The sequence below is a fragment of the Ruegeria sp. AD91A genome (assembly GCF_003443535.1).
GTDB lineage: Bacteria > Pseudomonadota > Alphaproteobacteria > Rhodobacterales > Rhodobacteraceae > Ruegeria.
This window is the reverse complement of the sequence record NZ_CP031946.1, coordinates 1,132,048-1,156,685: the sequence shown is the minus strand read 5'-3', so window position 1 is coordinate 1,156,685 and position 24,638 is coordinate 1,132,048. Positions and strand designations below refer to the sequence as shown.

Below are 24,638 nucleotides of genomic sequence, written 5' to 3'. Positions count from 1 at the left end.
TCAGGCAGGTTTGGTGAAAGAGCGGCGCATCTGTGCCGCTTTTTTTCTGCCGATGCAGCCCTCGGCGTGGTCATTGACCAGCCCCACGGCCTGCATGAACGCAAACACGGTTGTGGGGCCAACAAACTTCCACCCCCGTTTCTTGAGATCCTTTGTCATGGCCACAGACTCGGGAGATGTGGATGCTGTTTGCGGTGGCGGCGGCGTTTTAGCTTCATAACGCCAGACATAGGCCGCCAGAGATCCTTCCTCGGCCACCAACTCCTGCGCGCAACGCGCATTGTTGATCACTGCTTCAATCTTGCCGCGATGACGGATGATCCCGGCGTCCTGTAGCAGGCGTTCCACATCTGCATCAGAAAACGCAGCCATCTTGTTGAAATCAAATCCGCAGAAGGCTTTCCTGAAGTTTTCGCGCTTGTTCAGGATTGTCCGCCAGCTGAGGCCTGACTGAAAGCTCTCGAGGCACAGTTTTTCAAACAACCGTTGGTCTTCGCCAACAGGGTAGCCCCATTCATTGTCGTGATACTCAAAGAACTCGGGCGCGGCCTGACACCATGCGCACCTTTGCTGACCATCCGGGCCGGTAATGGTGTTGCTCATGAATGTACCTCTTTTGTTCTCCATTCACGTTACACGCGGTGATCAAGGAGTGACAAGTCCTAATCGCGATTGCGAAACCAGTTTAGAACAAAGACGCGTATGGCCGATGCAAGGCCGGTTTGCGGGTCGCGTTCCACATCAATCTCAGCCGCCAAGACATTGATTGGTTTTCCTTTTTCATGAGCGATCTCGCGAAAAGCCCTCCAGAACTCATCCTCGAGTGAAACCGAGGTTCGATGCCCTTTCAGGGTCAGAGAGCGTTTGACAGGGCGGCCGCTCATTCGTCCAGCTCATGATTGTCGAGGTCGCGCTTTTGTTTTTCTTGTTGAAGCTTCACGATTTCTTTTTCAGCTTTCGTTTGTCCAAACGCGACCGCGTTCTGGTCAGCGCGGGCCTTTTTCACGGCCCGCGCTTTTTCTTTTCGATACCGGTTCAGATTGACCGGCTTGCCCATCAGTCTTTCGGGCCGATCATCTGTTCGGGACGGACGACGGCGTCAAAGGTTGCTTCATCCACAAAGCCCAGCGCGATGGCTTCTTCCTTGAGGGTGGTGCCGTTCTTATGAGCGGTCTTCGCAACGGTGGTGGCATTGTCATACCCGATGGTTGGGGCAAGCGCCGTGACCAGCATCAGCGATTCCTTCATCAGCTTGTCGATCCGCGGCTCATTGGCCTTGATGCCCAGTAGCATCCGCTCGGTAAAGCTGTCGGAGGCATCACCCAGCAACTGGATCGATTGCAGCAGGTTGTAGGACATCATCGGATTATAGACGTTCAACTCGAAATGACCTTGCGACCCGGCAAATGTCATCGCAGCGTTGTTGCCCATCACATGCGCGGCGACCTGAGTCAGTGCCTCGGCCTGCGTCGGGTTTATCTTGCCGGGCATGATCGACGACCCGGGCTCATTTTCCGGCAGGATCAGCTCACCCAGACCGGAACGAGGACCGGAGCCCAAGAAACGAATGTCGTTTGCGATCTTGTAGCAGCTGCCGGCTATCGTCGCTAAAGCGCCCGAAAGGAAGACCATGGCATCATGGGCGGCCAGCGCTTCGAACTTGTTCGGGGCTGTCACGAAGGGCAGGTCGGTGATCTGTGCCATATGGCCTGCAACGGCTTTATCCCAGCCGTGTTGGGTGTTCAGGCCGGTGCCAACGGCCGTACCGCCCTGGGCCAGTTCATAAATCCCCGGCATTGCCGCGTGTACGCGTGCGATCCCCTGACGAACCTGGTGGGCATAGCCACTGAATTCCTGACCCAGTGTCAGCGGTGTCGCGTCCTGCGTGTGCGTTCGGCCGATCTTGATGATGTCTTTGAACTCCTTGGCCTTCTGCTCGAGTCCGGACGCCAGTTTCTCAAGCCCCGGAAGCAACACGTCCCTGACGCTCATTGCAGTGGCGATATGCATGGCGGTTGGGAAGGTATCGTTCGACGATTGCCCCATGTTGCAGTGATCATTCGGGTGCACCGGGTCCTTTGAGCCAATGACGCCGCCCAGAATCTCGATAGCGCGGTTGGCGATGACCTCGTTCGCATTCATGTTCGACTGGGTGCCCGAACCCGTCTGCCATACGACCAGCGGGAAGTTGTCGTCAAATTTGCCCTCGATCACCTCGCCCGCGGCCTGAATGATCGCATCGGCAATCCTGACGTCCAGCGTTCCGGTCGCCTTGTTCTCCATCGCGCAGGCTTTCTTGATCACGCCTAGCGCGCGCACGATGGCGACCGGCTGCTTCTCCCAGCCGATGGGAAAATTCATGATCGAGCGCTGCGTCTGTGCGCCCCAATACTTGTCGGCAGGAACCTCGAGCGGGCCAAAGCTGTCGGATTCTGTGCGGGTTAGAGACATCGGTCACTCCGTCTGGTATGCAGTTGTATGCCGTTTAGCCGCAGCCACGCCGTGACGCAATCGGCCAGTTGCGCGCACCTTAAACTTAAGGACGTCAAACGTATAGGCGCGGGGTGCGTCACTTTAATCGTTATTGGGGGAGAATGTGCGTTGTTTGCGGACACCTCTGGGCTACAATAGAGCAATGACCGCCCAGGAGGATAAAATGCCAAATTTCCATCGCCTTAAGCTTGAAAAAGCTGCCGCGATACTTGCAGTTTGCGCTTTGTGGCTGTCGATTCTGAGTTTGCAGGCCCGCGCGTCAGACATAGCACCTTTCATAGGTGACTATATCGGTTCAGCCGAAGTTGTGGACGCGGATGGCACTGCAACGCCACGCGACATGAGCGTTTCTATTGTCGAGACCAAAAACGGTTTCAACGTCAGTTGGCGGACGACGACGTACAAGTTGGACGGTCGTATAAAGGAACAGAAGTTTTCGATTGATTTTGTCCCGTCGGACCGCCCGGACGTGTTTTCGGCGGCGATGAAACGCAATGTCTTTGGTCACGAAGTGCCATTGGACCCGATGAAGGGCGAGCCGTTTGTATGGGGCCGCATTGTCGGCGACACGCTGACTGTGTTTTCGTTGTTTATAGATGAGGATGGAGGCTATGAGTTGCAGCAATTCGACCGTACACTGGCCGAAGGCGGGCTGAACCTCGCGTTCTCACGATTCATCGACGGCCAAAAATCCCGGTCGGTCGAGACTTTTCTGATGAAACGATAAACCCCGCGCAGGGCGGGGTTTTAAGTGTTATTTCCGGAAGCTGTCCAGCGACACGACTTCCGCATCATGATGGACTTCGTCTTCCTCGACTTCGATTTCGATCTCATCTTCGATGATGTGATCTTCCTCGTCTTCATCTTCCGGGCTTTCAAAGCGAAGGCCGAACTCGACCGATGGATCCACAAACGTCTTGATTGCGGAATAGGGGACATACAGCGGTTCTGGTGCGTCTCCAAAATTCAAAGTGATGGAAAAGCCGGCCTCTCCGACTTCCAGATTCTCGAACCAATGCTGCATGACGATGGTCATTTCTTCGGGATAGCGTTCACGCAGCCAGTCTGCGATTTCCACACCATTCTCACGCGTGTCGAAAGTTATGAAGAAGTGATGCGCCCCGGGTAGACCGGTTCGGGAAACTTCCGTCAGCACTGTTTTGATCAGGCCGCGCATGGCGGTGTGCATCAGGTTTCCATAATCGATGCCTTGCGACATATTTGATCCTCAAAAGTGGTTATGCTCAGCATAGGGGTTTTGTTCGGAAACGAAAGGGCGGGTATGACCGGATTGATCAGATATTGTGTGCAACCAGCCCGGCCATCGACATCAGGGCCAACACAGTTCCCATCCCTAATTTCAGTCGAAAAATCAAGGCCCCAGCAAGGATAGTTAGACTTAGTGCTGTGAAATCCAATGCGGATAACTGCGGCGCGGGTATTGCCAATGGCCCCATTGATTTTTCAGGCACCGATTCGAAAAGAACATTCAGGGCGAACCACACGGAAAGGTTGAGAATCACTCCGACGACGGCTGCGGTGATTCCGTGCAGGGCTGCTGACAGGCGGGGACGTGCAGCCAAACGATCAAGATAAGGGGCCGCAAGAAAAATCCAAAGAAAGCAGGGAACAAACGTCGCCCACAATGCAACCGCGCCAGCGGCAAGTGCCAACGTAAACCCACCAGTCTGTTGCCCGGTCAGCATGGCGACAAACTGTGTAACAAGAATTAGCGGACCCGGTGTCGTTTCCGCCAGACCGAGCCCATCTATCATCTGATCCGTGCTGATCCAGTGGTACTGGTCGACAACCGTTTGGGTCATATAGGCCAACACGGCATATGCGCCGCCAAAGGTCACGACAGCGAGACGGGCAAAAAACCACCCCAGATCGCTCAGCAGTTGATGGCCTGTGACGCTCAGAGCGACAAGCGGGCCCAGCCACAGCGGCAACCAGACAGCAATCGTTCGAAGCGAACGCGCCAGATGTGATGTTCCTTCCCGTGTGGGTGTTTCAACGGGTCCCTTGAACGTCACGTACCCCCAGAAAGCGGCAGCGAAAATGATCGCTGGAAAGGGGAGGTTCAGCAGAAAAATGGACAGGAAGGACAGAATTGCGATTGTCCGGTGCTCGCGATCGTTCAATGCCTTGCGCGAAAGATTGCGAAGCGCCTGCAAAACGATCACGATGACAGTTGCCTTGATGCCCGTGAAGGCCGACTGCACCAAGGGGATATCGCCAAATGCTGAATAGAGTGCGACCAGAACCGCGATCACCACCGCGCCGGGCAACACGAACAAGCTGCCGGCAATCAGCCCGCCAGCAACACCGCGCAGACGCCACCCCGCATAGGTCGCAAGCTGCATCGCCTCTGGACCAGGTAGCAACATGCACAGAGACAGGGCGCGCAGGTACGTCTGTTCATCCAGCCAGGATCGACGCTCGACCAACTCCTGATGCATCAAGGAAATTTGTGCAGCGGGTCCACCGAAAGACAGCAGTCCGATCCTGCCGAAGACCTTGATAATCTCTGTCAGTACCGGTGTCATGGTGTTCGACCTGTGGGCCAGTCATGGCTTTCGTCAAACCCATCGCGAGCCCAGCGATACAGCGCGTCGTAAAGGGTTATCCCGGCCTCCAGGTTTTCGTGGTCATCGCGATACTGCCTTGAAAGCCCGACGGACACCGCCAACAATCCCGCCGCTTCGGGTGCAAGCGCGTGTCGGTTCGTGTCTGCTGCCCGGATTATTGTGGCCAACCGGTCAAGTGCAGGGGAGTGAAGCTCGAATTCATCCAACATGGTGTCAAACGTGCAATTGTCGTCCCGGTGGCTCCAGAACGTGTTCTCGATATCAAAAGGTGACGCCCTGAAAGCAGTCGAAACGCTTTCGACTTCGCCGGGTGCCACAAACAGGAATTTTGCGTCGGGATCAACAAACCTGCGTATCAGCCAGGGACATGCGATTCTGTCGATCTTTGGTCGGTGGCGCGTGACCCAGAGCGTATGACCACCAATCCGTTCAGGAATGCGGGCTGCGGGTACGCGTAGCGCGTCGGTCAATTCGCGCCAAGCATACATACCACCTTCCAGATATTCGGCTTGATGCCCTTCGCTGCGCAGCCAGGATACAACGCCCTGGCTCAGCTTCTTACCTTTTTGACAGATAATCACAGCCGAGCGGCCGGAGATCTTGCATTTCAGCCCCTGAAGATCTGTGACCGGGTGCCGGACTGACGCGGGGATCAGATAGGGATCTTCGTCAAAATCGTCATTCAGGCAGACGTCGAATAGAACGGGCGCATTCGGAGTACCAATCAGACGCAGGAGTTGTTTGGGGGAAATAGAGTTGGGCGATGCCATGGCATGTTTCCTTGTAACCGCGGATACATGCGAAACTTGGGCTGTCGCCTCACGGGGCGTTCGCAATCTTACCCCATGACACTTGCTAACGCGCAAGGGTCATAGGGGTCAAGATTGCGTTGTGTTCACGCCCAGTCCAGGCGCTGCCCTGTCATGCACACGGGTAGGGTGTCTGATGGAAACTGGCCCAGTTCTTCAAAAAACGAGATGAAATCAAAATGATTGTAAGCCTCGACCATCTTTTCGTCTTTGAACCGCGCCATGACCTGGCCGGTGACTTCCAGTGGCGCGCCATTGTCGGCACGAAAAGTACGAACATGCAGAATGGATGACACCCAGTCGCCGTTTTCGATGATCTTGGGCAACTCGACCTTGATGTCCCCCAGAATGTGGCGGAACGCCATGACCAGATCCCGGAAATCGTCGGCACCGACCTGCATTTCCGGAATCAGCCCTTCGGCCATTGTTTCGGGTGCGAAGAACTGATCGATTGCTTCGGTGTTTCCGTTTTCCCAAACTTCGGAATACCACGTTCTGAGTATCTCTGAATTCGTCATCCCAGCTCTCCTGTCCAAGTGCTGGTAAGATGACAAAAAGGAGTGAACAAACTCTGAACCCGCGAAAACGCGGGTAAATAATTCAGACTTGTAGGGGATTAATGCAGGTTTCTGTTGCCAGGTACCTGCGAACCCCGCCTTACGCGGCTAGGCGCAAGGGCTTAAGTTTCGGTCTTGCTACTGCTTACGCAGCAACTGCAACCGGAGCACGATTGTCGTTTGCAATTGTACTGTTTTCGCCGGTAACGGTGGCAGACAGCCGGGACAAAGCTAACCCCTTTAGACGTTCGTCGATCCTATTTCGGCCCCCCGGTTCCGAAAGTGATCCCCAAACGAAGGATGCCCCCAGAAGGTGTATGGTGGAGCCGCCGGGTACCGCCCCCGGGTCCGATCCGCTTATTACGAGCGCGTTTATGTCCATAGTCCCGAAGGACACCTCTTATATAGGTGAGGTGATGGATGGATGCAAACTCAGAATGAAGTCTATCGCATCCCATATTTCCAATCTGTTAGGTGGCTTTGTTGAAGTTTGCGGAGATAAGCCAAACCGCCAGAGCCAGTTCGATTCCCCCAAAGATCAACGCCTTGGCAAAGGGTGGATTGTCCAGCGCGACCGATACAAACCGGCCCAGTGCAGCACCGGAATAGACAATGCCCAGCATGAAATAGGCCATTGGGTTGTTCAGCCAGATAACGGCGATCCCGGTCACAACAAATAAACCACCGACCGAGGCGCGCATCTCGGACAACCCCATTGTGCTGTTGGTCGGGGCCAGATCCAGGGCCGACGCGGTATGGGCCGGGGCCAAAAACCCGAATGCGCCGAACCCGATGGTCAGCAATGCCGCAATGACGTTCAGAGTAGCGACCATAGCGGCCTCCTTGGTTCAGGCCGCGTAAGCGGCGTCAAAGAAATCACGTTCCAACTCGACGGCTCGATGAAACAGCCGTGTAACCTCGGCCTGTTCATCCGCATCCAGCGTTGGCCAGACGTTATCCAACTGACGCCGCAGATATTCCACCACGCTTTCGAACCCTTCGCCCGCATGTAGCGTGATCCATTCCGCAAACCAGAATGGCAAGCCGTCTTTGGGTGGGTTTTCCGGGCTGGCCCAGCTCAGGTAAACCCATTCTGCTACGACGAGTACCGCCAGCATGTTCTGATAGCGGCCAGAGGCCACGGCTTCGGTCATCAGATCCTGAAACGCCCGTGTGGCCGGCGCGGGGTCGGTGCTGGGTTCAGTGCCCAAAGCGTCCATCGCGCGCAGAAAATAGGTGTTCTCGGGGCCTGTGATCACCGCCAGAAACTGCGCGGCCGGTACGCTGTCTGCAAGGGTCGGTGCATGCGCGATGGCGCTGGCCAAAAGACGCACGAAACCGTCGACGAACTGATAATCCTGCCGCAGGTACCAGCGCATTTTATCCTCGGGCAGGGTGCCGTCAGACAGTTCGCAGGTGAAGGCATGGGTTGTCGCGGCCTGCCACTGGTCGATTTTGCCCTGACGCAGCACTTCGGTTGGGCGGGTTTGGTCCTGCATTCGGAAGCTCCAGTTTTGTTTTGATGCAGACAAAGCGCGTTTCAAAACAAAGTACAAGGTCAGCCAAGTGCGGACCAAAGACCCAGACCACCGACCAGAATGAGGCTCAGCGCCCAAATCAGTTCCAGGTTGAACCAGCTGCGCGACAAAAATTGCAGACCAAGCCAATGATAGACCGCAAAGGCCAACACCCCCCCGCCCAGAACCATGGCGGCCGTATGCAGCGCGGCGACACCCAGAACCAAAAGCGTATTTGTCGTCATGATCTGGGAAATCGCTTGATGTCCCGCGTCCAATTCATCCACGGCGCAAAGGCCCAGATAGATTGGAACCAGCATCAGGGCGGCTCCGTGGGCAAGCGCCACCAGAAAAGACCACAGCGCGAGCTTGCTTGGCGGAACACGTGAAAGAAAGCGGGGATGACGGCGGGTTATGGCGATGTACAGTCCCATGCCTATGACGACCAGGGCCGCGCCGATGCGGATTTCATTTTGATAGTTGACCAGTACGGCCATCAGGGCAAAAGGCAGAAGCACGCCGAGCATGGCCACGAAATGCCCGCCAGCCAAAGCCGCGAGTGCGCTCCACAGGGCGGATTGGCGTTGCTCCATCAAAGCCGAAGACACCGCCAGCGGCCAGCCCATGCCGGGGTTCAGACCGTGATAGGCGCCGCTCAGAACAACGGCCAGCCACAGGCCAGCCGTTGATGACATCAGAAAGTCCAATTCAGACCGACGGATAGCAGAAGCTGTCGGTTGAACAGTCTCCGCCCTCTAACCGGATCTGGTGGCTGCGATAACCCTTGGGAAACTCCACCCAGAATTTCGGATCCAGTGTCAGACCACCATTCTCGCCGACATCAGCCTTGACCATGGCCGCACCGCCTTCCTCGGGGTAGAACTGGTCGTCCCACGTGGAATAGAGAGAATTGGTCCAGTAGACCCGTTTGCCGTCGCGGCTGATTTCGACCATCTGTGGACCATAGCCAAAGGTTTGACCATTTGGGTGCTTTGTCTTTTTGACGATTCCACCGATCTCGACCTTGCCTGCCAGAGTTGGATTCATCGGGTCGGATACATCGTATTGATGCATCTCGCCGGTTCCCCAGCAAGCGACATAGAGGTACTTGTCATCCAGACTCAGGTCGATATCAGTGACCAGCGGCGGAACAGCAGAGAAGCCCTTCAGAAGGTCAGGAAGATCATCGGGATCAGCGGGTTGCGGATCGATTGTTATGGTTTTCTTGGCTTCGAACGTGCCGTCATCATTGCGCCACCAGGTGAAGATCGCACCTTGCAGGTTTGTTGTATCGACGACAACGCCGCAGAACCCGTATTGTTTTACGGGATCATGAGCGGGGCGGATTTCCAAGGCCATCTGATGGTTTTCACCCAGATCGATGGTTTGAATGTTCGTCCGGTTTCGAAGGTTCCAAAAATGGATGCTATGGCCGTATTTATTGGACAACAGGTCTTCGGCCACGAGTCCGTTTTCGAATTGCGGTGGCAGGCCCCATTCGGAACTGACCATGTAGTCACGCGGCAGGTTCCACCAGAAATCATAATGCTTGTCCTGCACGCCGCGCTCGATTTCATAGCGCCCGATTATATCGAAGGTCTCGCAGTCCATGATGAAAATGCCCGGAGGGCCATCTGTCCCGTCGGGGCCGCCACCACCAAGGGTGCTGACATAGATGCCCTCAGGCCCGCAATGGATCGTGTGCGGACGGGAATACCCAGTCTTTGCAAAGACTTCTTCGGGTTCGATGATCTTGTGTATCTTGGCCTCGAGCGGGTTTTTGACATCGATGACATAAATTCGGCTGGACCGAATGCCAGGGATGATCAAATAGCGCCGCTCCAGAAACGCGTGACCGCTGAGCGGCGACAGGGCCGAAGAACAGGCGTTCCAACCGAAATGGTGAAACTCGTCGCCTTTCTCGGGCATGATCACCTGATGCACGATCTTTCCGAAATCGTCCGAGCTTGGATCAACATTCACAACCGCCAGTCCGTCTGGTTGTGAAAAGTCAGGGCTGAGCATCAGCGTGAATGCAAGTGTCTCAGCGGGGCCCTCCATCGCCAGTTTTGCGGATGGATAAAAGCTAGGGTCCGGTCTTTGATTCATAACGTCCTCCCGTAAGTCATTGATCTTCAATTCACATTGAGAGTTCCGGTCTTGGCGCCGGATGACAATCTGCCTGCTCGTGTGCCCCTTGTTCTGATTTTGTTTAGAATTCAGCCCTCAAGTCGGTTTACGTTTGCTCTTGGCCACATCATGGGCCAGTCGTCGTGTGTAACGTTCCAGATCAATCAGTGCGGAGTCCACGGTATCTGCATCTTTTGTCTCAAGCGCGTCCACTATTTTAACATGCAGGCGGATAATTTCCTCGCGGGATCGCGCAGTGAAAGTGATCATGTTCATCAGCGGTTGCATCGCTTCCACAGCACCTGCCAGTTGATAGGACAGGACCGGGTTTCCAGCCCCATCCACCAACGCGCGATGTAAAGTCACGTCTGATGCGCAAAAGGCTTCATCCGTCAGGCCGGGTTGGGACTGTCGGAATATCTCCGCCCGCATAGTCGCCAGGTGATCTGCAGTGCGTCGCTGCGCGGACAAAGGCGCACAGGCTCTTTCCAGGGCATATCGCGCCTCGCAAGCCGTATCGAAGCTGACCGCATTCATCGACAGCAACAATGTCGAAGTCGTGACTTGCTGAGAATAGGCGTCCTCAAAGCTCAGGCGATTTACAAACGCGCCGCCGGAAGCGCCGCGTTGTGTGCGGATCAGGGATTGCGCTGCCAGCCGTTTCAATGCTTCACGCACAGTCGGGCGAGAGACCTGGAACTGATCCGACAGTTCCGCTTCGGATGGCAAGCGCGCGTCCACGATCAGCTCACCCGACACGATCGCATCCCGAATGGCCTGGGCGATCTGGGCAGACAGGTCTGCGGTTTTTCGGGGCGCGGTTTTCATCTTCAGACGACCTTGGGTAAATTTTTATTTGTCTGACATTTAAAAGTCTGACATTTGAAAAGCAAGGGAGTTGAGTCGGGAGGCTGAAGTGAGTCGCACGTGGCTGCGCAGCGGAATGTGGCTGGGCTTTTATGTTCTGATCCTGTTGGCGTGGTGGATCATGTTCTCGATGAGCCGGGACATGGACCTTGATCTGATCGGTCGCCCGGGGCCGATGGGGCAGGCGATGGCCGCAATGGATCCGCGCATGGATATGTACATGCCGATGGCCGAGTTCGGCCCGCTGTTTTCAATGTGGGCGATCATGATGGCGGCGATGATGCTGCCGACCCTGATTCCGACCCTGCGCAGTTACGAGGACCTGATCCGCAGTGCAAATGGCAGCCGCGGAGGCTGGCTGGGGGTTCTGGCCGGGTATTCCGTCGTCTGGGTCGGGTTTGCGGCTCTTATCGCAGGAATACAACTGCTTCTGCTGTTTGGTGGCGTTGTCGATATGCTGGGTATTGCCAAATCCGGCTGGGTCGCGGGCGGCTTGATGATTGCCGTGGGCGCCTTTCAGTTTTCCCGCGTCAAAGAGGTTTGCCACGGTGTTTGCCATGCTCCGATGACTTATTTCCTTGGGCATTGGAGAACCGGTTTTTCAGGCGGTTTACGTATGGGCCTGGGTCTTGGTGCCTTTTGCGTCGGCTGTTGCTGGGGCTTCATGGCACTTGGCTTTGTCGGCGGTGTCATGAGCCTGTTGTGGATGGGGCTCGCAACCCTGTTCATGGTTTTGGAGAAACTCCCTCAGATCGGGCACGCTGTGACCCGTCCAATGGGATTTGTATTAATTGCGGGCGGTCTTTTTCTGCTCGTGTACCCAATTAGCTACGGAGGATAAGCCTATGGCTAAAAACAGAAAACAAGACGCCGATCGGCTACCTGTCAGCCAGCGCATCGACAGCCGCATGCCCAATCCCAAGCGGCGTGAAATGAGCCCGACGGAATGGGCCATCAAGGGCGAGCTGATCCTGAACTGTTCATGTGACGTGTTCTGCCCCTGTGTAGTGTCACTGGGCGCGCATCCTCCGACGGAAGGTCATTGTCATGCGTGGATGGGTATCATCGTTGATGAAGGCCACTATGAAGGCGAGGATCTGTCGGGCCTGAATGTCGGGTTGCTGGTCGATATTCCGGGCCGGATGGGTGAAGGCCAGTGGAAAGTCGCCGCTTACGTTGATGAGCGTGCAAGCGGCAAGGCATATAACGGGTTGTTGCAAATCTTCAGCGGTCAGGCGGGCGGTACCACCGGACTGTTTACTATGCTGGTCAGCGAGATCATTGGGGCGGAACGAGCTCCGGTCCAGATTGAGCGCGACGGAAACAAACGCCGGATCGCGATTGGTCGCAAAATCCAGGGCGAGATCGAGATGCTTGCGGGCAAGGATCCGGAGCATCCGGTGATGGTTTCAAACTCCAAATACTGGATGGGACCGGACATCATCGTGGCGCGTGGTACCAAATCGAAGGTGCGCGACTACGGCAGGGTCTGGGATTTCGGCGGCAAGTCCGCTGAAATCTGCCCCATCGACTGGCATGGGCCCAAATGATGATCACGGGCGCGTATGCGCGGGAAATGGCGCGGTACAATCATTGGCAAAACAAGCAGTTGTCAGAGTTTTTGCAATCTCTGACACCCAAGGAACTGACCCTTGAACGCGGGGCGTTTTTTGGCTCGATCATGGGCACGGTAAACCATTTGCTGTGGGGCGATTGGATGTGGATGTCTCGTTTCGAAAAGCGCGACGGGCCCGACGGCAATATTCACAATGCGGGCGGGGGTATCCATGAAAGTGTATACCTGTGCCCGGACCTGCAAAGCTGGTTGGCGTTACGCGAGAAGATTGATGGCCGTATCCAGAAATGGGCGAAAGGGTTGGGGGATGATCCGCTGACCGGATCGTTCACGTGGTACTCTGCCGCGAAAGAAGCCGATGTCACAATGCCTTACGCGTTGTGTGTGATCCATTTCTTCAATCACCAGACCCACCACAGGGGACAAGTGCATAAAATGCTGACCGAGACGGGCTCGGAAGCGCCTGTCAGTGATATCGTCTTTATGCCCGAGGAGGTATGAATGCCACAGATTTCCGCCTCACGCCGCTTGCGGCGCACTCCGTTCTCTGAAGGGGTCGAAGCTGCCGGGGTCAAGGGATACACGGTCTACAACCGTATGTTGTTGCCGACGGTTTTTGAAAGCGTTGAAGCTGATTATCGGCACCTGAAAACCCATGTGCAGGTCTGGGATGTGTCTTGCGAGCGGCAGGTCGAATTGCGTGGCCCTGATGCTGCACGTCTGATGCAGATGCTGACCCCGCGCGATCTGCGCGGTATGTTGCCGGGGCAATGTTTCTACGTGCCTATCGTTGATGAAACCGGCGGCATGCTGAACGACCCGGTTGCGGTGAAACTGTCTGAAGACCGCTGGTGGATATCGATTGCCGACAGCGATCTGTTGCTGTGGGTCAAGGGTATCGCCGTTGGCTACCGTCTGGATGTGCTGGTGGATGAACCTGATGTGTCGCCGCTTGCCGTTCAGGGGCCCAAGGCGGACGATCTGATGGCCCGTGTGTTCGGCGATCGCGTGCGGGACATCCGGTTTTTCAAATTTGATATGTTCGAGTTCGAAGGACGGGATCTGGCCGTCGCACGATCCGGCTATTCGAAACAGGGCGGGTTCGAGATCTATGTGGATGGCAGCGATATCGGCATGCCTTTGTGGAACGCGTTATTTACGGCAGGCGAAGACCTGCAGGTGCGCGCGGGCTGTCCGAACCTGATTGAGCGTATAGAGGGCGGCTTGTTGTCTTACGGGAACGACATGACCGATGACAATACACCGCATGAATGCGGTCTGGGGAAGTTCTGTAACACGCATACCGCGATTGGCTGCATCGGCAGGGACGCATTGTTGCGTGTCGCCAAAGAGGGACCAGTACAGCAAATCCGACCTATCGCCATTGATGGTGATCCGGTGCCGGGTTGCGATCGTCCCTGGGGTATGTTTGCGGACGGAAAGCGTGTGGGGCAGGTGACTTCGGCGGCCTGGTCTCCTGATTTTGAAACCAACGTCGCGATCGGTATGGTGCGCCTGAGCCATTGGGATGCCGGAACGGAACTGGACGTGGAGACACCGGATGGGATGCGTCGCGCAACCGTGCAATCGCATTTCTGGATCTAACACAGTTAAGGGCGCTGTTGTGTCGTCCTCGGGATATTTTTGGCCAGGTGAAGAATTGGGCTGGTCGCTGAAACACGAAAGGAATGACAGATGTTCAATGCTCTTGTAATGGACAAGGATGAAGAAAGCGGACTTGCCACCGGCTCGCTCAAACAGTTGTCAGTGGATGATCTGCCGCATGGTGAAGTCACGGTCGCCGTTGAATATTCCACAGTGAACTACAAGGATGGCCTGTGCCTGTCTCCGAAAGGGGGCGGGCTGGTGCGGGCCTATCCACATGTCCCCGGTATTGATTACGCGGGTACGGTCGAAGTTTCATCGGATGATCGCTACAAGCCCGGTGACAAGGTTGTTCTGACCGGATGGCGCGTGGGCGAGGCTCACTGGGGCGGTTATTCGCAAAAAGCCAACGCGCGGGCCGACTGGCTGGTGCCGCTGCCCGAAGGGCTGACCACGCGGCAGGCCATGGCCGTAGGCACCGCCGGGTTCACTGCGATGCTGGCGGTCATGGCGCTGGAGGATCATGGGCTTACCCCGGATCGGGGGCCGGTATTGGTGACCGGGGCCGCGGGTGGCGTCGGTTCGGTGGCCACAGCCATTCTGGGCAAGCTGGGCTATGAGGTCGCTGCGGTAACCGGGCGCCCCGAAACCGGTGATTATCTGAAATCCCTGGGCGCGACGACAATTGTTCCGCGAGAAGAATTGAATGAGACGACCAAACGCCCTCTGGAAAGCGAATCCTGGGCTGGCTGCATTGACGCTGTTGGCGGCGCCATGCTGGCGCGTGTTCTGGGCCAAATGAAATACGGTTGCTCCGTTGCCGCCGTTGGTTTGGCAGGGGGGGCTGCTTTGCCTGCGACGGTGATTCCATTCCTGCTGCGCGGCGTGAACCTTTTGGGGATCGACAGCGTGATGCAGCCCTATGACAACAGGGTGCGTGCGTGGAAACGGATCGCCACGGATCTGCCGATGGACAAGCTGGAGGCGATGGTTCAACCGGCCAGTCTGTCCGATCTGCCGCAACTGGGGGCCGACATTCTGAAAGGACAGGTCAAGGGGCGCGTCGTGGTTGATGTTAATGCCTGAGGCTGAGCTTTGAACTCAACCTGGCCGGAGAAACTCGGCCAGGTTCGGGAAGACGACGTTTGTCCAAATTGGTCGCAACACCTCTGGCCATTGATAAATTTCCCGATCATGATTGCTATACATCCCAATTGCGATGGCGTAAGACCCATCCAAAGAGTACCTGAAGACGGGGAGTGAGCAGAATGTCTGACGACTTCGAACTGGACACCGATGATCTGCAGCGCCGCATGGATGGCGCAATGGCCAATCTGAGAACCGAATTTGCATCATTGAGAACAGGACGCGCTTCGGCCTCGATGCTGGAACCTGTCATGGTTGACGCTTATGGCTCGATGACGCCAATCAACCAGGTGGGCACCGTGAACGTGCCCGAACCGCGTATGGTCACTGTAAATGTCTGGGATAAGTCACTGGTCGGTAAGGTGGAAAAGGCCATTCGCGAAAGCGGCCTTGGTATCAATCCGCAGTTGAATGGCACCATTATAATGCTGCCGATACCTGAGCTGAACGAGGAACGCCGCCGCGAGCTGAGCAAGGTCGCCGGTCAATATGCGGAAAGCGCACGTGTCGCGATCCGCAATGTGCGTCGCGACGGCATGGATCAGATCAAGAAAGCCAAAGCGGACGGGATGTCGGAAGATGACCAGAAGCTGTGGGAGGGCGAAGTTCAGGAAATGACGGATGAGATGATCAAAGCCGTGGATGCAGCACTGGAAACCAAGCAAGCAGAAATCATGCAGGTCTGAGCCCGACTGATGCCAAAAGACCCGCAAACCGACCTGGAGTCCGGCCCGCGCCATGTGGCCATCATTATGGATGGCAATGGCCGCTGGGCACAGGCGCGCGGTCGTCCCAGGCTGTTCGGTCACCATGCCGGTGCGCGGCGCGTGCGCGAGGTTGTCGAGGCCTGTCCAAGTTTGGGAATCAAGTATCTGACGGTGTTCGCTTTTTCGACCGAGAACTGGAAGCGGACACAGGTCGAAGTGGCGGGCCTGATGAACCTGTTCCGCCGCTATATCATCAAGGAAACCCGGACACTTGCGGATAATGGCATCCGGGTTCGGTTTATCGGAGACCGCGTCCGGTTGGATTCGAAACTGATCGAGTTGATGGACTCTCTGGAAGAAGAAACCCAGAACAACGATCTTGTTCATTTGACAGTCGCACTGAATTACGGTGGGCGCGATGAAGTCGCGCGCGCCACCAAACGCCTGGCGCGGGATGTGGCTGAGGGGCGGTTAAAGCCCGATGAGGTCGATGAAGAAACCCTGCCTAAGTATTTGGATACGCGCGTTCTTCCCGACCCGGACCTTGTGATCCGAACCAGCGGCGAAGCACGAATTTCGAACTTTCTTCTGTGGCAGTCCGCCTACTCGGAATATGAATTCATCGATACCCTCTGGCCGGACTTCTCTGCCGCTGAACTAGCCCGTCTGTGCCAGAATTACGGCTCAAGAGACCGGCGGTTCGGAGCGGTTCTGGCATGAGTGAAGGCCGATGGTCTGACCTGACGACACGGGTCCTTTCTGCTGCTGTTCTGGTCGTAATCGGATCAATCGAAGTCTGGCTTGGCGGTTGGTGGTTCGAAACCTTCATCGCCGCAGCCTGTGGGCTGATGACCTGGGAATTGGTTCGGATTATTGACCCACAGGCCCGGGGCGTGGCTGTGCAATTGGGGATTCTGACAAGCGCGGCGGTTGTCCTCAGCTATCATCTGCCCCCGATCTACACTTTGCCGATCTTGCTTGCGCCTGCGCTTGTGGGTGTCGGGCAGGTCAGTCGTTCCAGGGTTCTGTTTGGGCTGTGTGTCGTCTGGATAGTTGGGGCCGGGCTCGGCTTCATTTCGATCCGGGAAAACTCCGGGTTTGGCTGGATGGTTTGGCTGATCGCGGTCGTGGTCGCCACGGATGTTGCTGGCTATTTTGTTGGCAAGGCGGTTGGCGGGCCGAAGTTCTGGCCAAGGGTAAGCCCAAAAAAGACATGGTCGGGAACGGCTGGTGGATGGGCCGCCGCCGCGTGCGTCGGTGTCGTGTTCGCAAGCCAGGCGGGGTTCGGATTCGGTTTTGTCGTTGTTTCCGTTTTGGCCTCAATGGCCAGTCAGGCTGGTGATATTATCGAAAGCGCGGTCAAACGTAAGTTCGGCGTCAAAGACAGTTCGAACCTGATACCGGGTCATGGCGGCTTTCTGGATCGGTTTGATGGCATGATGGGCGCCGCGCTGTTTGTTCTGATCGCAGGGCTGATCTATTCGCCGGGTGAAATGTAATGCGAAAGGTTTCTGTTTTCGGGGCCACCGGGTCGATCGGGCAGAATACGATCAATCTGATTTCGCGCGCGCCGTCCGAGTATGACGTTGTGGCTTTGACGGGGGGCGCCAATATTCAAAAACTTGCGGATGATGCGCGTCGGCTCGGCGCTGAAATTGCCGTCACCGCTCATGAAAACCGGCTTGACGACCTGCGTTCAGCCTTGGCCGGCAGTGACGTTGAGGCGGCTGCGGGCCCCGGCGCTATTGTCGAGGCTGCTGCACGCCCGGCGGATTGGACTATGTCGGCCATTGTCGGCTCGGCAGGGTTGGCGCCGGGTATCGAAGCTTTGAAACAGGGTTCGACACTTGCACTGGCCAACAAAGAGACGCTGGTCTGCGCCGGGTCATTGGTTCTGGAAACGGCCAAACAGCATGGCGCGCGATTGCTGCCGGTAGACAGCGAGCATTCGGCTGTGTTTCAGGCTTTGGTTGGCGAGGAAATCGAAGCGGTTGAGCGCGTGATCATTACGGCCAGCGGCGGCGCGTTCCGTGATTGGCCCCTGAGTGATCTGGCCAACGCAACTGTTGAACAAGCCTCGAGCCATCCGAACTGGGATATGGGGCAGCGTATCACCATCGACAGCGCATCGATGTTCAACAAAGCACTGGAAGTCATAGAAACAAAAGAATACTTTGGCGTCGATCCGGATCAGATCGAAGTGCTGGTTCATCCGGAATCCATAGTGCATGCCTTGGTCGGCTATCGGGATGGCGCCGTTATGGCTCATATGGGATCACCAGATATGCGCCACGCCATTGGATACGCGCTGCATTGGCCTGAAAGACGGGACTTGCCGATACAGCGGCTTGACTTGGCAAAGCTGGGTCAACTGCGTTTCAATGAACCGGATGTGGCGCGTTATCCTGCCCTGAAACTCGCGCGGGACGTGATGAAGCGTGGCGGCCTTGCAGGCGCTGTTTTCAATGCCGCAAAGGAACGCGCGCTGGATCATTTTATCGCACGCCGGATCGGGTTTCTGGATATGGCTGACGCTGTTTCCGCGGTCCTGGACAGGTTCGACGCGTCAGACAGCCTTATTGATGCCCCGATGACCCTTGATAACGTACAGCAAACCGACCATCTGGCACGTCAGTGGGTCGATGACACTGTGGTGGAACGAGCAGGATAGAATTTTGGACGTACTTTCCCTAATCCCCCAATTTGGCAACCTTCTGTGGACGATAGTTGCGTTTGTCATCGCGTTGTCGGTCATCGTCGCGGTGCACGAATACGGACATTACATTGTTGGACGCTGGTCCGGAATCCATGCCGAGGTCTTCTCGATCGGGTTTGGGCCAGTTCTCTGGAGCCGTATCGACAAGCGGGGAACCAAGTGGCAGATCGCGTTGCTGCCGTTTGGGGGCTATGTAAAGTTCCTGGGCGATGCCAATGCCGCATCCGGCAAGGATGAAAAGGCGATGGAAGGCATCGCAACCCAGAGCCCGGAAGAGCTGCGCCGCACCATGCACGGTGCCCCTTTGTGGGCGCGTGCCGCCACGGTCGCGGCCGGGCCTGTCTTCAATTTTGCGATGTCCATTCTGGTGTTTGGCCTGATCTTCTGGTCACAAGGCGTATCGAAAGAGCCGCTGACAGTCGGATCGTTGCAACCCTTGCCGGGCACCGTGCAGGAGCTGAGAGAAGGTGACGTGATCACGGCCATCGCGGGCACTCCAACGCCAGATTATGATGAAGAGGGGGCATGGCAGAACTTCATTGATGCGCTGCCTGTGGAACCGGTTCTGAACTATACGGTGATCCGTGACGGTGAAACCCTGGATGTTCAGGCACCCTGGATGTTTCCGCCACTGATCCGTCAGGTGGCCCCTCGCAGCGCGGCCATGGATATCCAACTGAAACAAGGCGATGTCATCATGTCAGTGAATGGCGAGCCGATCTTTGCCTTCGACCAGCTGAAAGACTTTGTCGAAGGGTCCGACGGTCGGGTTTTGCTGCTGGAGGTCTGGCGGGACGGGTCCGTGCTGGAATTCGCATTGGCACCCCGACGCACGGATGAACCGCAACCGGATGGTGGTTTTGTAACGCATTGGCGGATTGGGATCATTGGGGGCATGATGCTGGAACCGGCGACTGAACCGGCAGGTATTCTAGCTTCACTGACGGGTGGTGTCAGACAAACGGGTCGTATTATCGAAGGATCGCTGTCGGGCATGTGGCACATGGTGACGGGTGCGATTAGTACCTGCAACATCTCGGGACCGATCGGAATTGCTGAAACCTCGGGTGCCATGGCCAGTCAGGGGGCCCAGAACTTCATCTTCTTTATCGCGGTTCTGTCTACAGCGGTCGGATTGTTGAACCTGTTTCCGATCCCGGCACTGGATGGCGGACATCTTGTGTTCTACGCCTATGAGGCCATCGCCGGAAAGCCACCCAGTGACGGGGCCTTGCGGGTGCTCATGGGGGTGGGGATCACTTTTATCCTCACGCTGATGCTGTTCTCAGTGAGCAACGACCTGTTCTGCTGATTGTGGCGCTCAGTGCAAAATTGAGCCGCATTATCGCCTTAATTGGACGGTATTCTCTTTGCGTCTGAGGGAAATGCCATGACCAAAACGCTGAGAAAATCGTATCAGAGCTTTAGCTTCCTGTTCGTGTTGAATTGGGACGTTCTACTGAGCTTTGCGGTTACAGCTTTGGCGATGGCAGGTGCCGCCTATCTGGCGGCTATGTGATTCTTACTGAAACCGACGTCATTAAATTGCTTGGCAGTCTGAACGGCGGCTTTGCTTTCGCCTTTTGACAAGCTCATTCAATCCCGTTACTCAGCATTAAAGTCTTAAATTCTGGGTAGAGCATAAAATGACTGACAGGCGAGGGGCGGGCACATCCTGCGGGCAGCAAGTGCCAACAATCAATATTTTGTGGCAGGCGCTAGCGGTTCTTTTCCTTTTTGTTGCAGCGAGCTTAATGACTTTTCCGCAAGCAGCACTGGCGCAAAACTATACTATCAATTCGTTTGACGTTCAGGGCAATCGCCGGATTGAAACCGGTACGATCATCGCCCGAACGGGAATCGAACCAGGCCAGAGTGTAACCTCAGGGCAACTCAATGATGCCTATCAGCGTTTGCTTGACAGTGGTGTATTTGAGACAGTCGAACTGACGCCGCGCGGCTCTACGCTGGTCATCGAAGTTCAGGAATACCCGACAATCAACCAGATCAGCATCGAGGGTAACGCCCGTGTCAAAGACGACGTGCTGCTGGACGTTATCGAATCCCAGCCGCGTCGTGTTTTTACCCCGCAGGTGGCTGAAGCTGACGCCGATATAATTGCTGAAGTGTATTCGGCTCAGGGCCGTGTCGCCGCGACCGTGATCCCTCGGATTATCCGCCGTAGTGACAACCGGGTTGATCTGGTCTTTGAGGTGGCAGAGGGCACCACCATTGAAGTGGAACGTGTCAGCTTTGTGGGCAACCGCGCATTTTCGGATCGGCGTTTGCGCCGTGTTCTGGAAACCAAGCAGGCGACATTTCTGCGGACTTTCTTCCGGAACGACACTTTTATCGGCGATCGCATCGAGTTCGATAAGCAGGTCATCCGGGATTTCTACCTGTCACGAGGCTATGTCGACTTCCGTGTGAACAGCGCCAACGTCGAGTTTACCAGCGAACGGGATGCGTTTTTCCTGGTGATGAATGTAACCGAAGGTCAGAAATTCTCATTCGGTAAAATCACGACCGTCAGCGAAATACCGGGCGTGGATCCAGCACCTTATCAGGACTCGCTGAAAATCAAGCCCGGCGTAACCTATACACCGTCGCTGGTTGAAAATTCCATTACACGCCAGGAACGTCTGGGTCTGAAACAAGGTGTGGATTTCCTGCGGGTGGAGCCGCGTGTCAAACGCAATGACCGTGACCTGACTCTGGATATCGAGTTTGTCCTGACAAAAGGCCCGCGAATCTTTGTTGAGCGGATCGATATAGAAGGCAACACTACCACCCTGGATCGCGTGATCCGTCGTCAGTTTGACACCGTCGAAGGTGACCCGTTCAATCCACGCGAAATCCGTCAGGCGGCTGAGCGTATCAATGCCCTGGGTTTCTTCGCTGTCGCGGAAGTCGAACCGCGCGAAGGATCGTCGCCCAGTCAGGTCATTCTGGATGTGGACGTTGAAGAACAACCCACAGGCTCGCTGAGCCTTGGAGGCAGCTACTCGGTTACGGACGGTTTCGGGATTGCAATCGGTCTGAACGAATCCAACTTCTTGGGCCGTGGCCAGAACCTCGGTGTCTCGATCTCTACCGCGCAGGACTCGGAGGAATACACAATCAACTTTACCGAGCCCTACCTGCTGGGCCGCAAGCTGCGATTTGATCTTGGTCTGGGTTTGTCAGGCACCAATTCCGGGTTTGCGAGTTACGACACAAGCAGTCTTTTCTTTGCACCGCAGCTGACCTACGCGATTGGTGAATTGTCGGCTCTGCGGGTCCGCTATGGCTGGGACCGCAGCGAGATGACGCAGCAGGACAACGAAACTAACGGTGCAGTGATTGCTTCTGAAATTGCGCAGGGCAAGCGGACGTCCAGTTCTTTGGGTCTGTCCTACATTTACGACAGCCGTCTCGGCGGCCTGGACCCGAATTCCGGTGTTTTGTTCGAAGTTGGTGTTGATGCCGCTGGTCTTGGTGGGGACAACAAGTTCTTCAAGACCACGGCGCGCGGTATCGCGCAAACCCGTGTCTGGAATGAAGAGGTGGTGCTTCGGGCTACGATGGAGCTGGGCGCCTTGCATTGGCGCGGCAACGATTTCAGCCGGACTGTGGACCGGTTTGTCCTTGGTCCCAACACCTTCCGTGGTTTCGAACCTGCGGGTATCGGACCACGTGACCTGTCCAACGGTCAGGATGACGCGATCGGGGGCAACTACTATTGGGTTGCCCGTTTCGAAACCGACTTCCCGCTGGGTCTGCCCGAGGAACTGGGTTTGCGGGGTGGCTTGTTCTATGATGTTGGCAACCTCTACAACATCGACAACGTGAACACGGCAGGTGCAACTATTGTCGGCGCAAATGGATCGATCCGCCACGTGATCGGCATTTCGGTTCTGTGGGAAACCCCATTTGGACCGTTGCAGTTCAACTTCTCGCAGCCTCTGAAGAAAGAGTCTTTCGACAAGGAACAGAACTTTGATTTCACGATCCAAGCCCGGTTCTGATCCGCGATGCTGAACAGATTGCTTTGCAGAACACGGGGCCCGCTTTGGGCCCTGTGTGCATTTATGACGATGGTCTCGGCACCTTTGGCAAATGCACAGCAGCTTGGTGTGCCGCAAGCCAGTGTGGTTACCCTGTCCAGTGAAGAGTTGTTTGCCAAGTCAGCCTTTGGACAACGAGTTTTGCGCGAAATTGAAAAGGAAAGCGCCTTACTGGCCGAAGAAAACCAACGGATTGTCGCGGAACTGAGCAGCGAAGAAAAGGAACTCACCGAGCAGCGCGCCAACATGTCGGCCGACGAGTTCCGCCCCTTGGCCGAGGCGTTTGATCTTAAGGTTCAGTCCCATCGCGAGGGGCAAAGGGCAAAGCTGGACGTTCTGGCCCGCCGCAGTGAAGAAGCCCAACAAACATTTTTCGAGATTGTGCGCCCGGTGCTGGTCGATCTGCTGCGCGAAATTGGGGCCAGCGTGATGATTGAACGATCCAATGTCGTTGTCAGCACATCCGACATCACCGAGGCCGCAATCATCCGAATAGATGCGGTAATTGGTGATGGAAGCGATTTGCAAGAAGGGAAGGGCGAATAGGTTCGCTTGCCCTTGGGGTGGTGTATTGCTAACCACGCAAAAAAGAAACATCCAAAACGGGATTTCTGCATAATGAGCACTGAAACCAAAAGCGCAGACATTCAGCTGATCCAAAGGATCCTGCCGCACCGCTATCCGTTTTTGCTGGTTGATAAAGTGGTAGATATTTCGGGCTATCAGTCGGCACGTGGAATCAAGAATGTCACCATGAATGAACCGCATTTTCAGGGGCATTTCCCGGGTACGCCGATCATGCCGGGCGTCACGATTGTTGAGGCAATGGCACAGACCGCAGGCGTGATGCTGGGCGTGGGAATGGACGTCATTGATACCGAGCTGTTGATTTACTTCATGAGCATCGACAAGTGCAAATTCCGCCGCAAGGTTGTGCCCGGTGATGTGCTGGAAATGCATGTGGAAACCGTACGCGGGAAAAAAGGCGGTAAGCTGTTCAAGTTCAGCGGCCGTGCCACCGTCGAAGGGGACGTGGCCGCCGAGGCGGAATTCTCGGCCTATGTCGACTGGGATATGGAAAAAACAACATGAACGGAGTCCATCCCAGCGCAATTATCGAAGACGGTGCGCAGATTGGACGGGATTGCATCATCGGTCCATTCTGCCATGTGGGCGCACAGGTGAAACTGGCGGATCGGGTCGAGTTGAAATCGCACGTGGTCGTGACGGGTGACACCTCGATTGGCGAAGATACCGTTGTGTTCAATTTCTCGGTGATTGGTGAGATCCCTCAGGATCTGAAATTCAGTGGCGAAAACACCCGTCTTGAGATTGGCAAACGCAACCGCATTCGCGAGCATGTGACAATCAATACCGGAACCGAAGGTGGCGGAGGTGTCACGCGGATCGGCGACGACTGCCTGTTTATGGCGGGTGTTCACGTAGCCCATGACGTTCAGATCGGCAACCGTGTGATCATGGTCAACCATTCAGGTGCGGCGGGGCACTGTATCGTCGAAGACGACGTGATTATCGGCGGCATTTCGGGGCTGCATCAATGGGTGCGTGTTGGACGCGGGGCCATTATTGGCGCGCTGACCATGGTGCCCAAGGATGTTATTCCTTATGGCCTGGTACAGGCGTCGAGGGGTGAACTGGATGGCTTGAACCTCGTCGGTCTCAAGCGCAAGGGTGTATCACGCGAAGATATCTCGGCGCTGCGCGCGGCCTTCAAGGAACTATCTGACGGCGAAGGTACCTTTATGGATCGTGCCAGCCGGATCGGTGAAGGTAACGAAAGCGACTATGTGCAGCAGATCGTTGATTTCGTCACCGGCCATAGTGATCGGTCCTTCCTGACCCCGAGAAAGTAGGATC

At 55.9% G+C, this 24,638-nt stretch carries 29 protein-coding genes and 1 other RNA gene; 16 read left to right on the top strand and 14 right to left on the bottom strand.

The features are described 5' to 3' along the window. Genes D1823_RS05855 through fumC form a run of 4 tightly spaced genes read right to left on the bottom strand, consistent with a single transcriptional unit; the run spans nucleotide 1 to nucleotide 2,451 of the window. Nucleotides 1-603, bottom strand: coding sequence for a DNA-3-methyladenine glycosylase I (locus tag D1823_RS05855; protein WP_117869035.1), 603 nt, complete (start codon nucleotides 601-603; stop codon nucleotides 1-3). 59 nt (nucleotides 604-662) lie between these two features. Then, the gene (locus D1823_RS05850) at nucleotides 663-884 is read right to left on the bottom strand and encodes a ribbon-helix-helix domain-containing protein (protein WP_117869034.1); all 222 of its coding nucleotides are present in this window, start codon (nucleotides 882-884) and stop codon (nucleotides 663-665) included. Beyond that, complete coding sequence (locus D1823_RS05845; RefSeq protein ID WP_117869033.1) at nucleotides 881-1,057, bottom strand: DUF4169 family protein; 177 nt, start codon at nucleotides 1,055-1,057, stop codon at nucleotides 881-883. The genes D1823_RS05850 and D1823_RS05845 overlap by 4 nt, the downstream gene beginning before the upstream one ends. Continuing rightward, nucleotides 1,057-2,451, bottom strand: a complete 1,395-nt coding sequence (fumC, locus tag D1823_RS05840; RefSeq protein ID WP_117869032.1) for a class II fumarate hydratase — start codon at nucleotides 2,449-2,451, stop codon at nucleotides 1,057-1,059. The genes D1823_RS05845 and fumC overlap by 1 nt, the downstream gene beginning before the upstream one ends. A gap of 205 nt (nucleotides 2,452-2,656) precedes the next feature. Between fumC and D1823_RS05835 the strand changes: the two genes are divergently transcribed. Next, the gene (locus D1823_RS05835) at nucleotides 2,657-3,220 is read left to right on the top strand and encodes a hypothetical protein (RefSeq protein ID WP_117869031.1); all 564 of its coding nucleotides are present in this window, start codon (nucleotides 2,657-2,659) and stop codon (nucleotides 3,218-3,220) included. 27 nt (nucleotides 3,221-3,247) lie between these two features. Here the strand turns inward: D1823_RS05835 and D1823_RS05830 are convergent, their stop codons facing one another. From D1823_RS05830 to D1823_RS05785, 10 genes are all read right to left on the bottom strand, one after another. Further along, nucleotides 3,248-3,712, bottom strand: coding sequence for an SspB family protein (locus tag D1823_RS05830; protein ID WP_117869030.1), 465 nt, complete (start codon nucleotides 3,710-3,712; stop codon nucleotides 3,248-3,250). A 76-nt stretch (nucleotides 3,713-3,788) separates the two neighbouring features. Next, complete coding sequence (gene chrA, locus D1823_RS05825; protein ID WP_117869029.1) at nucleotides 3,789-5,042, bottom strand: chromate efflux transporter; 1,254 nt, start codon at nucleotides 5,040-5,042, stop codon at nucleotides 3,789-3,791. Next, complete coding sequence (locus D1823_RS05820) at nucleotides 5,039-5,854, bottom strand: sulfurtransferase/chromate resistance protein (protein WP_117869028.1); 816 nt, start codon at nucleotides 5,852-5,854, stop codon at nucleotides 5,039-5,041. The genes chrA and D1823_RS05820 overlap by 4 nt, the downstream gene beginning before the upstream one ends. 125 nt (nucleotides 5,855-5,979) lie before the next feature. Beyond that, a complete protein-coding gene (locus D1823_RS05815) occupies nucleotides 5,980-6,411 on the bottom strand; it encodes an ester cyclase (RefSeq protein WP_117869027.1) in 432 nt (143 codons plus the stop codon). Between the two features lie 100 nt (nucleotides 6,412-6,511). Continuing rightward, nucleotides 6,512-6,884: a transfer-messenger RNA gene (ssrA, locus tag D1823_RS05810) on the bottom strand. A 36-nt stretch (nucleotides 6,885-6,920) separates the two neighbouring features. Next, nucleotides 6,921-7,283, bottom strand: coding sequence for a DUF4345 family protein (locus D1823_RS05805; RefSeq protein ID WP_117869026.1), 363 nt, complete (start codon nucleotides 7,281-7,283; stop codon nucleotides 6,921-6,923). Between the two features lie 15 nt (nucleotides 7,284-7,298). Beyond that, a complete protein-coding gene (locus D1823_RS05800; RefSeq protein ID WP_117869025.1) occupies nucleotides 7,299-7,949 on the bottom strand; it encodes a TenA family protein in 651 nt (216 codons plus the stop codon). Between the two features lie 59 nt (nucleotides 7,950-8,008). Beyond that, complete coding sequence (locus D1823_RS05795; protein ID WP_205511930.1) at nucleotides 8,009-8,662, bottom strand: hypothetical protein; 654 nt, start codon at nucleotides 8,660-8,662, stop codon at nucleotides 8,009-8,011. A 13-nt stretch (nucleotides 8,663-8,675) separates the two neighbouring features. Next, entirely contained in the window at nucleotides 8,676-10,076 is a 1,401-nt protein-coding gene (locus D1823_RS05790) for a selenium-binding protein SBP56-related protein (RefSeq protein WP_117869023.1), read from the bottom strand. A 117-nt stretch (nucleotides 10,077-10,193) separates the two neighbouring features. Beyond that, nucleotides 10,194-10,925, bottom strand: coding sequence for a FadR/GntR family transcriptional regulator (locus D1823_RS05785; protein ID WP_117869022.1), 732 nt, complete (start codon nucleotides 10,923-10,925; stop codon nucleotides 10,194-10,196). Between the two features lie 115 nt (nucleotides 10,926-11,040). On the opposite strand from D1823_RS05785, the gene D1823_RS05780 reads away from it, so the two are divergent. From D1823_RS05780 to lpxA, 15 genes are all read left to right on the top strand, one after another. Further along, on the top strand, nucleotides 11,041-11,805 hold the full coding sequence (locus D1823_RS05780) for a DUF2182 domain-containing protein (RefSeq protein ID WP_117869021.1): 765 nt from the start codon (nucleotides 11,041-11,043) through the stop codon (nucleotides 11,803-11,805). 4 nt (nucleotides 11,806-11,809) lie between these two features. Beyond that, nucleotides 11,810-12,514 carry a DUF1326 domain-containing protein gene (locus D1823_RS05775; protein ID WP_117869020.1) on the top strand — a complete coding sequence of 235 codons (705 nt, stop codon included), beginning with the start codon at nucleotides 11,810-11,812 and terminating at the stop codon, nucleotides 12,512-12,514. Next, the gene (locus D1823_RS05770) at nucleotides 12,514-13,041 is read left to right on the top strand and encodes a DinB family protein (protein WP_117872762.1); all 528 of its coding nucleotides are present in this window, start codon (nucleotides 12,514-12,516) and stop codon (nucleotides 13,039-13,041) included. The genes D1823_RS05775 and D1823_RS05770 overlap by 1 nt, the downstream gene beginning before the upstream one ends. Continuing rightward, entirely contained in the window at nucleotides 13,042-14,145 is a 1,104-nt protein-coding gene (locus D1823_RS05765) for a dimethylsulfoniopropionate demethylase (RefSeq protein WP_117869019.1), read from the top strand. A 90-nt stretch (nucleotides 14,146-14,235) separates the two neighbouring features. Then, nucleotides 14,236-15,231, top strand: coding sequence for an acryloyl-CoA reductase (gene acuI / locus D1823_RS05760; protein ID WP_117869018.1), 996 nt, complete (start codon nucleotides 14,236-14,238; stop codon nucleotides 15,229-15,231). Between the two features lie 182 nt (nucleotides 15,232-15,413). Next, entirely contained in the window at nucleotides 15,414-15,977 is a 564-nt protein-coding gene (gene frr / locus D1823_RS05755) for a ribosome recycling factor (RefSeq protein WP_117869017.1), read from the top strand. Nucleotides 15,978-15,986: 9 nt separating this feature from the next. Beyond that, complete coding sequence (locus D1823_RS05750) at nucleotides 15,987-16,718, top strand: isoprenyl transferase (protein WP_117869016.1); 732 nt, start codon at nucleotides 15,987-15,989, stop codon at nucleotides 16,716-16,718. Beyond that, nucleotides 16,715-17,497: a phosphatidate cytidylyltransferase gene (locus tag D1823_RS05745; RefSeq protein WP_117869015.1), complete on the top strand. Its 783-nt coding sequence runs from the start codon at nucleotides 16,715-16,717 to the stop codon at nucleotides 17,495-17,497. Before D1823_RS05750 ends, D1823_RS05745 begins: the two co-directional genes overlap by 4 nt. Next, the gene (gene dxr, locus D1823_RS05740) at nucleotides 17,497-18,669 is read left to right on the top strand and encodes a 1-deoxy-D-xylulose-5-phosphate reductoisomerase (protein WP_117869014.1); all 1,173 of its coding nucleotides are present in this window, start codon (nucleotides 17,497-17,499) and stop codon (nucleotides 18,667-18,669) included. Before D1823_RS05745 ends, dxr begins: the two co-directional genes overlap by 1 nt. Nucleotides 18,670-18,673: 4 nt before the next feature. Then, entirely contained in the window at nucleotides 18,674-20,026 is a 1,353-nt protein-coding gene (rseP, locus tag D1823_RS05735; RefSeq protein WP_117872761.1) for an RIP metalloprotease RseP, read from the top strand. A 78-nt stretch (nucleotides 20,027-20,104) separates the two neighbouring features. Further along, the gene (locus tag D1823_RS22220; RefSeq protein WP_256369664.1) at nucleotides 20,105-20,233 is read left to right on the top strand and encodes a hypothetical protein; all 129 of its coding nucleotides are present in this window, start codon (nucleotides 20,105-20,107) and stop codon (nucleotides 20,231-20,233) included. A 235-nt stretch (nucleotides 20,234-20,468) separates the two neighbouring features. Continuing rightward, nucleotides 20,469-22,721 (top strand): outer membrane protein assembly factor BamA, encoded by a 2,253-nt coding sequence (gene bamA, locus D1823_RS05730; protein ID WP_371415296.1) that lies wholly within the window; start codon nucleotides 20,469-20,471, stop codon nucleotides 22,719-22,721. A 63-nt stretch (nucleotides 22,722-22,784) separates the two neighbouring features. Beyond that, on the top strand, nucleotides 22,785-23,306 hold the full coding sequence (locus D1823_RS05725; protein ID WP_117869012.1) for an OmpH family outer membrane protein: 522 nt from the start codon (nucleotides 22,785-22,787) through the stop codon (nucleotides 23,304-23,306). 72 nt (nucleotides 23,307-23,378) lie between these two features. Further along, on the top strand, nucleotides 23,379-23,852 hold the full coding sequence (gene fabZ / locus D1823_RS05720) for a 3-hydroxyacyl-ACP dehydratase FabZ (protein ID WP_117869011.1): 474 nt from the start codon (nucleotides 23,379-23,381) through the stop codon (nucleotides 23,850-23,852). Continuing rightward, entirely contained in the window at nucleotides 23,849-24,634 is a 786-nt protein-coding gene (gene lpxA, locus D1823_RS05715) for an acyl-ACP--UDP-N-acetylglucosamine O-acyltransferase (RefSeq protein WP_117869010.1), read from the top strand. The genes fabZ and lpxA overlap by 4 nt, the downstream gene beginning before the upstream one ends. Nucleotides 24,635-24,638 lie beyond the last annotated feature (4 nt).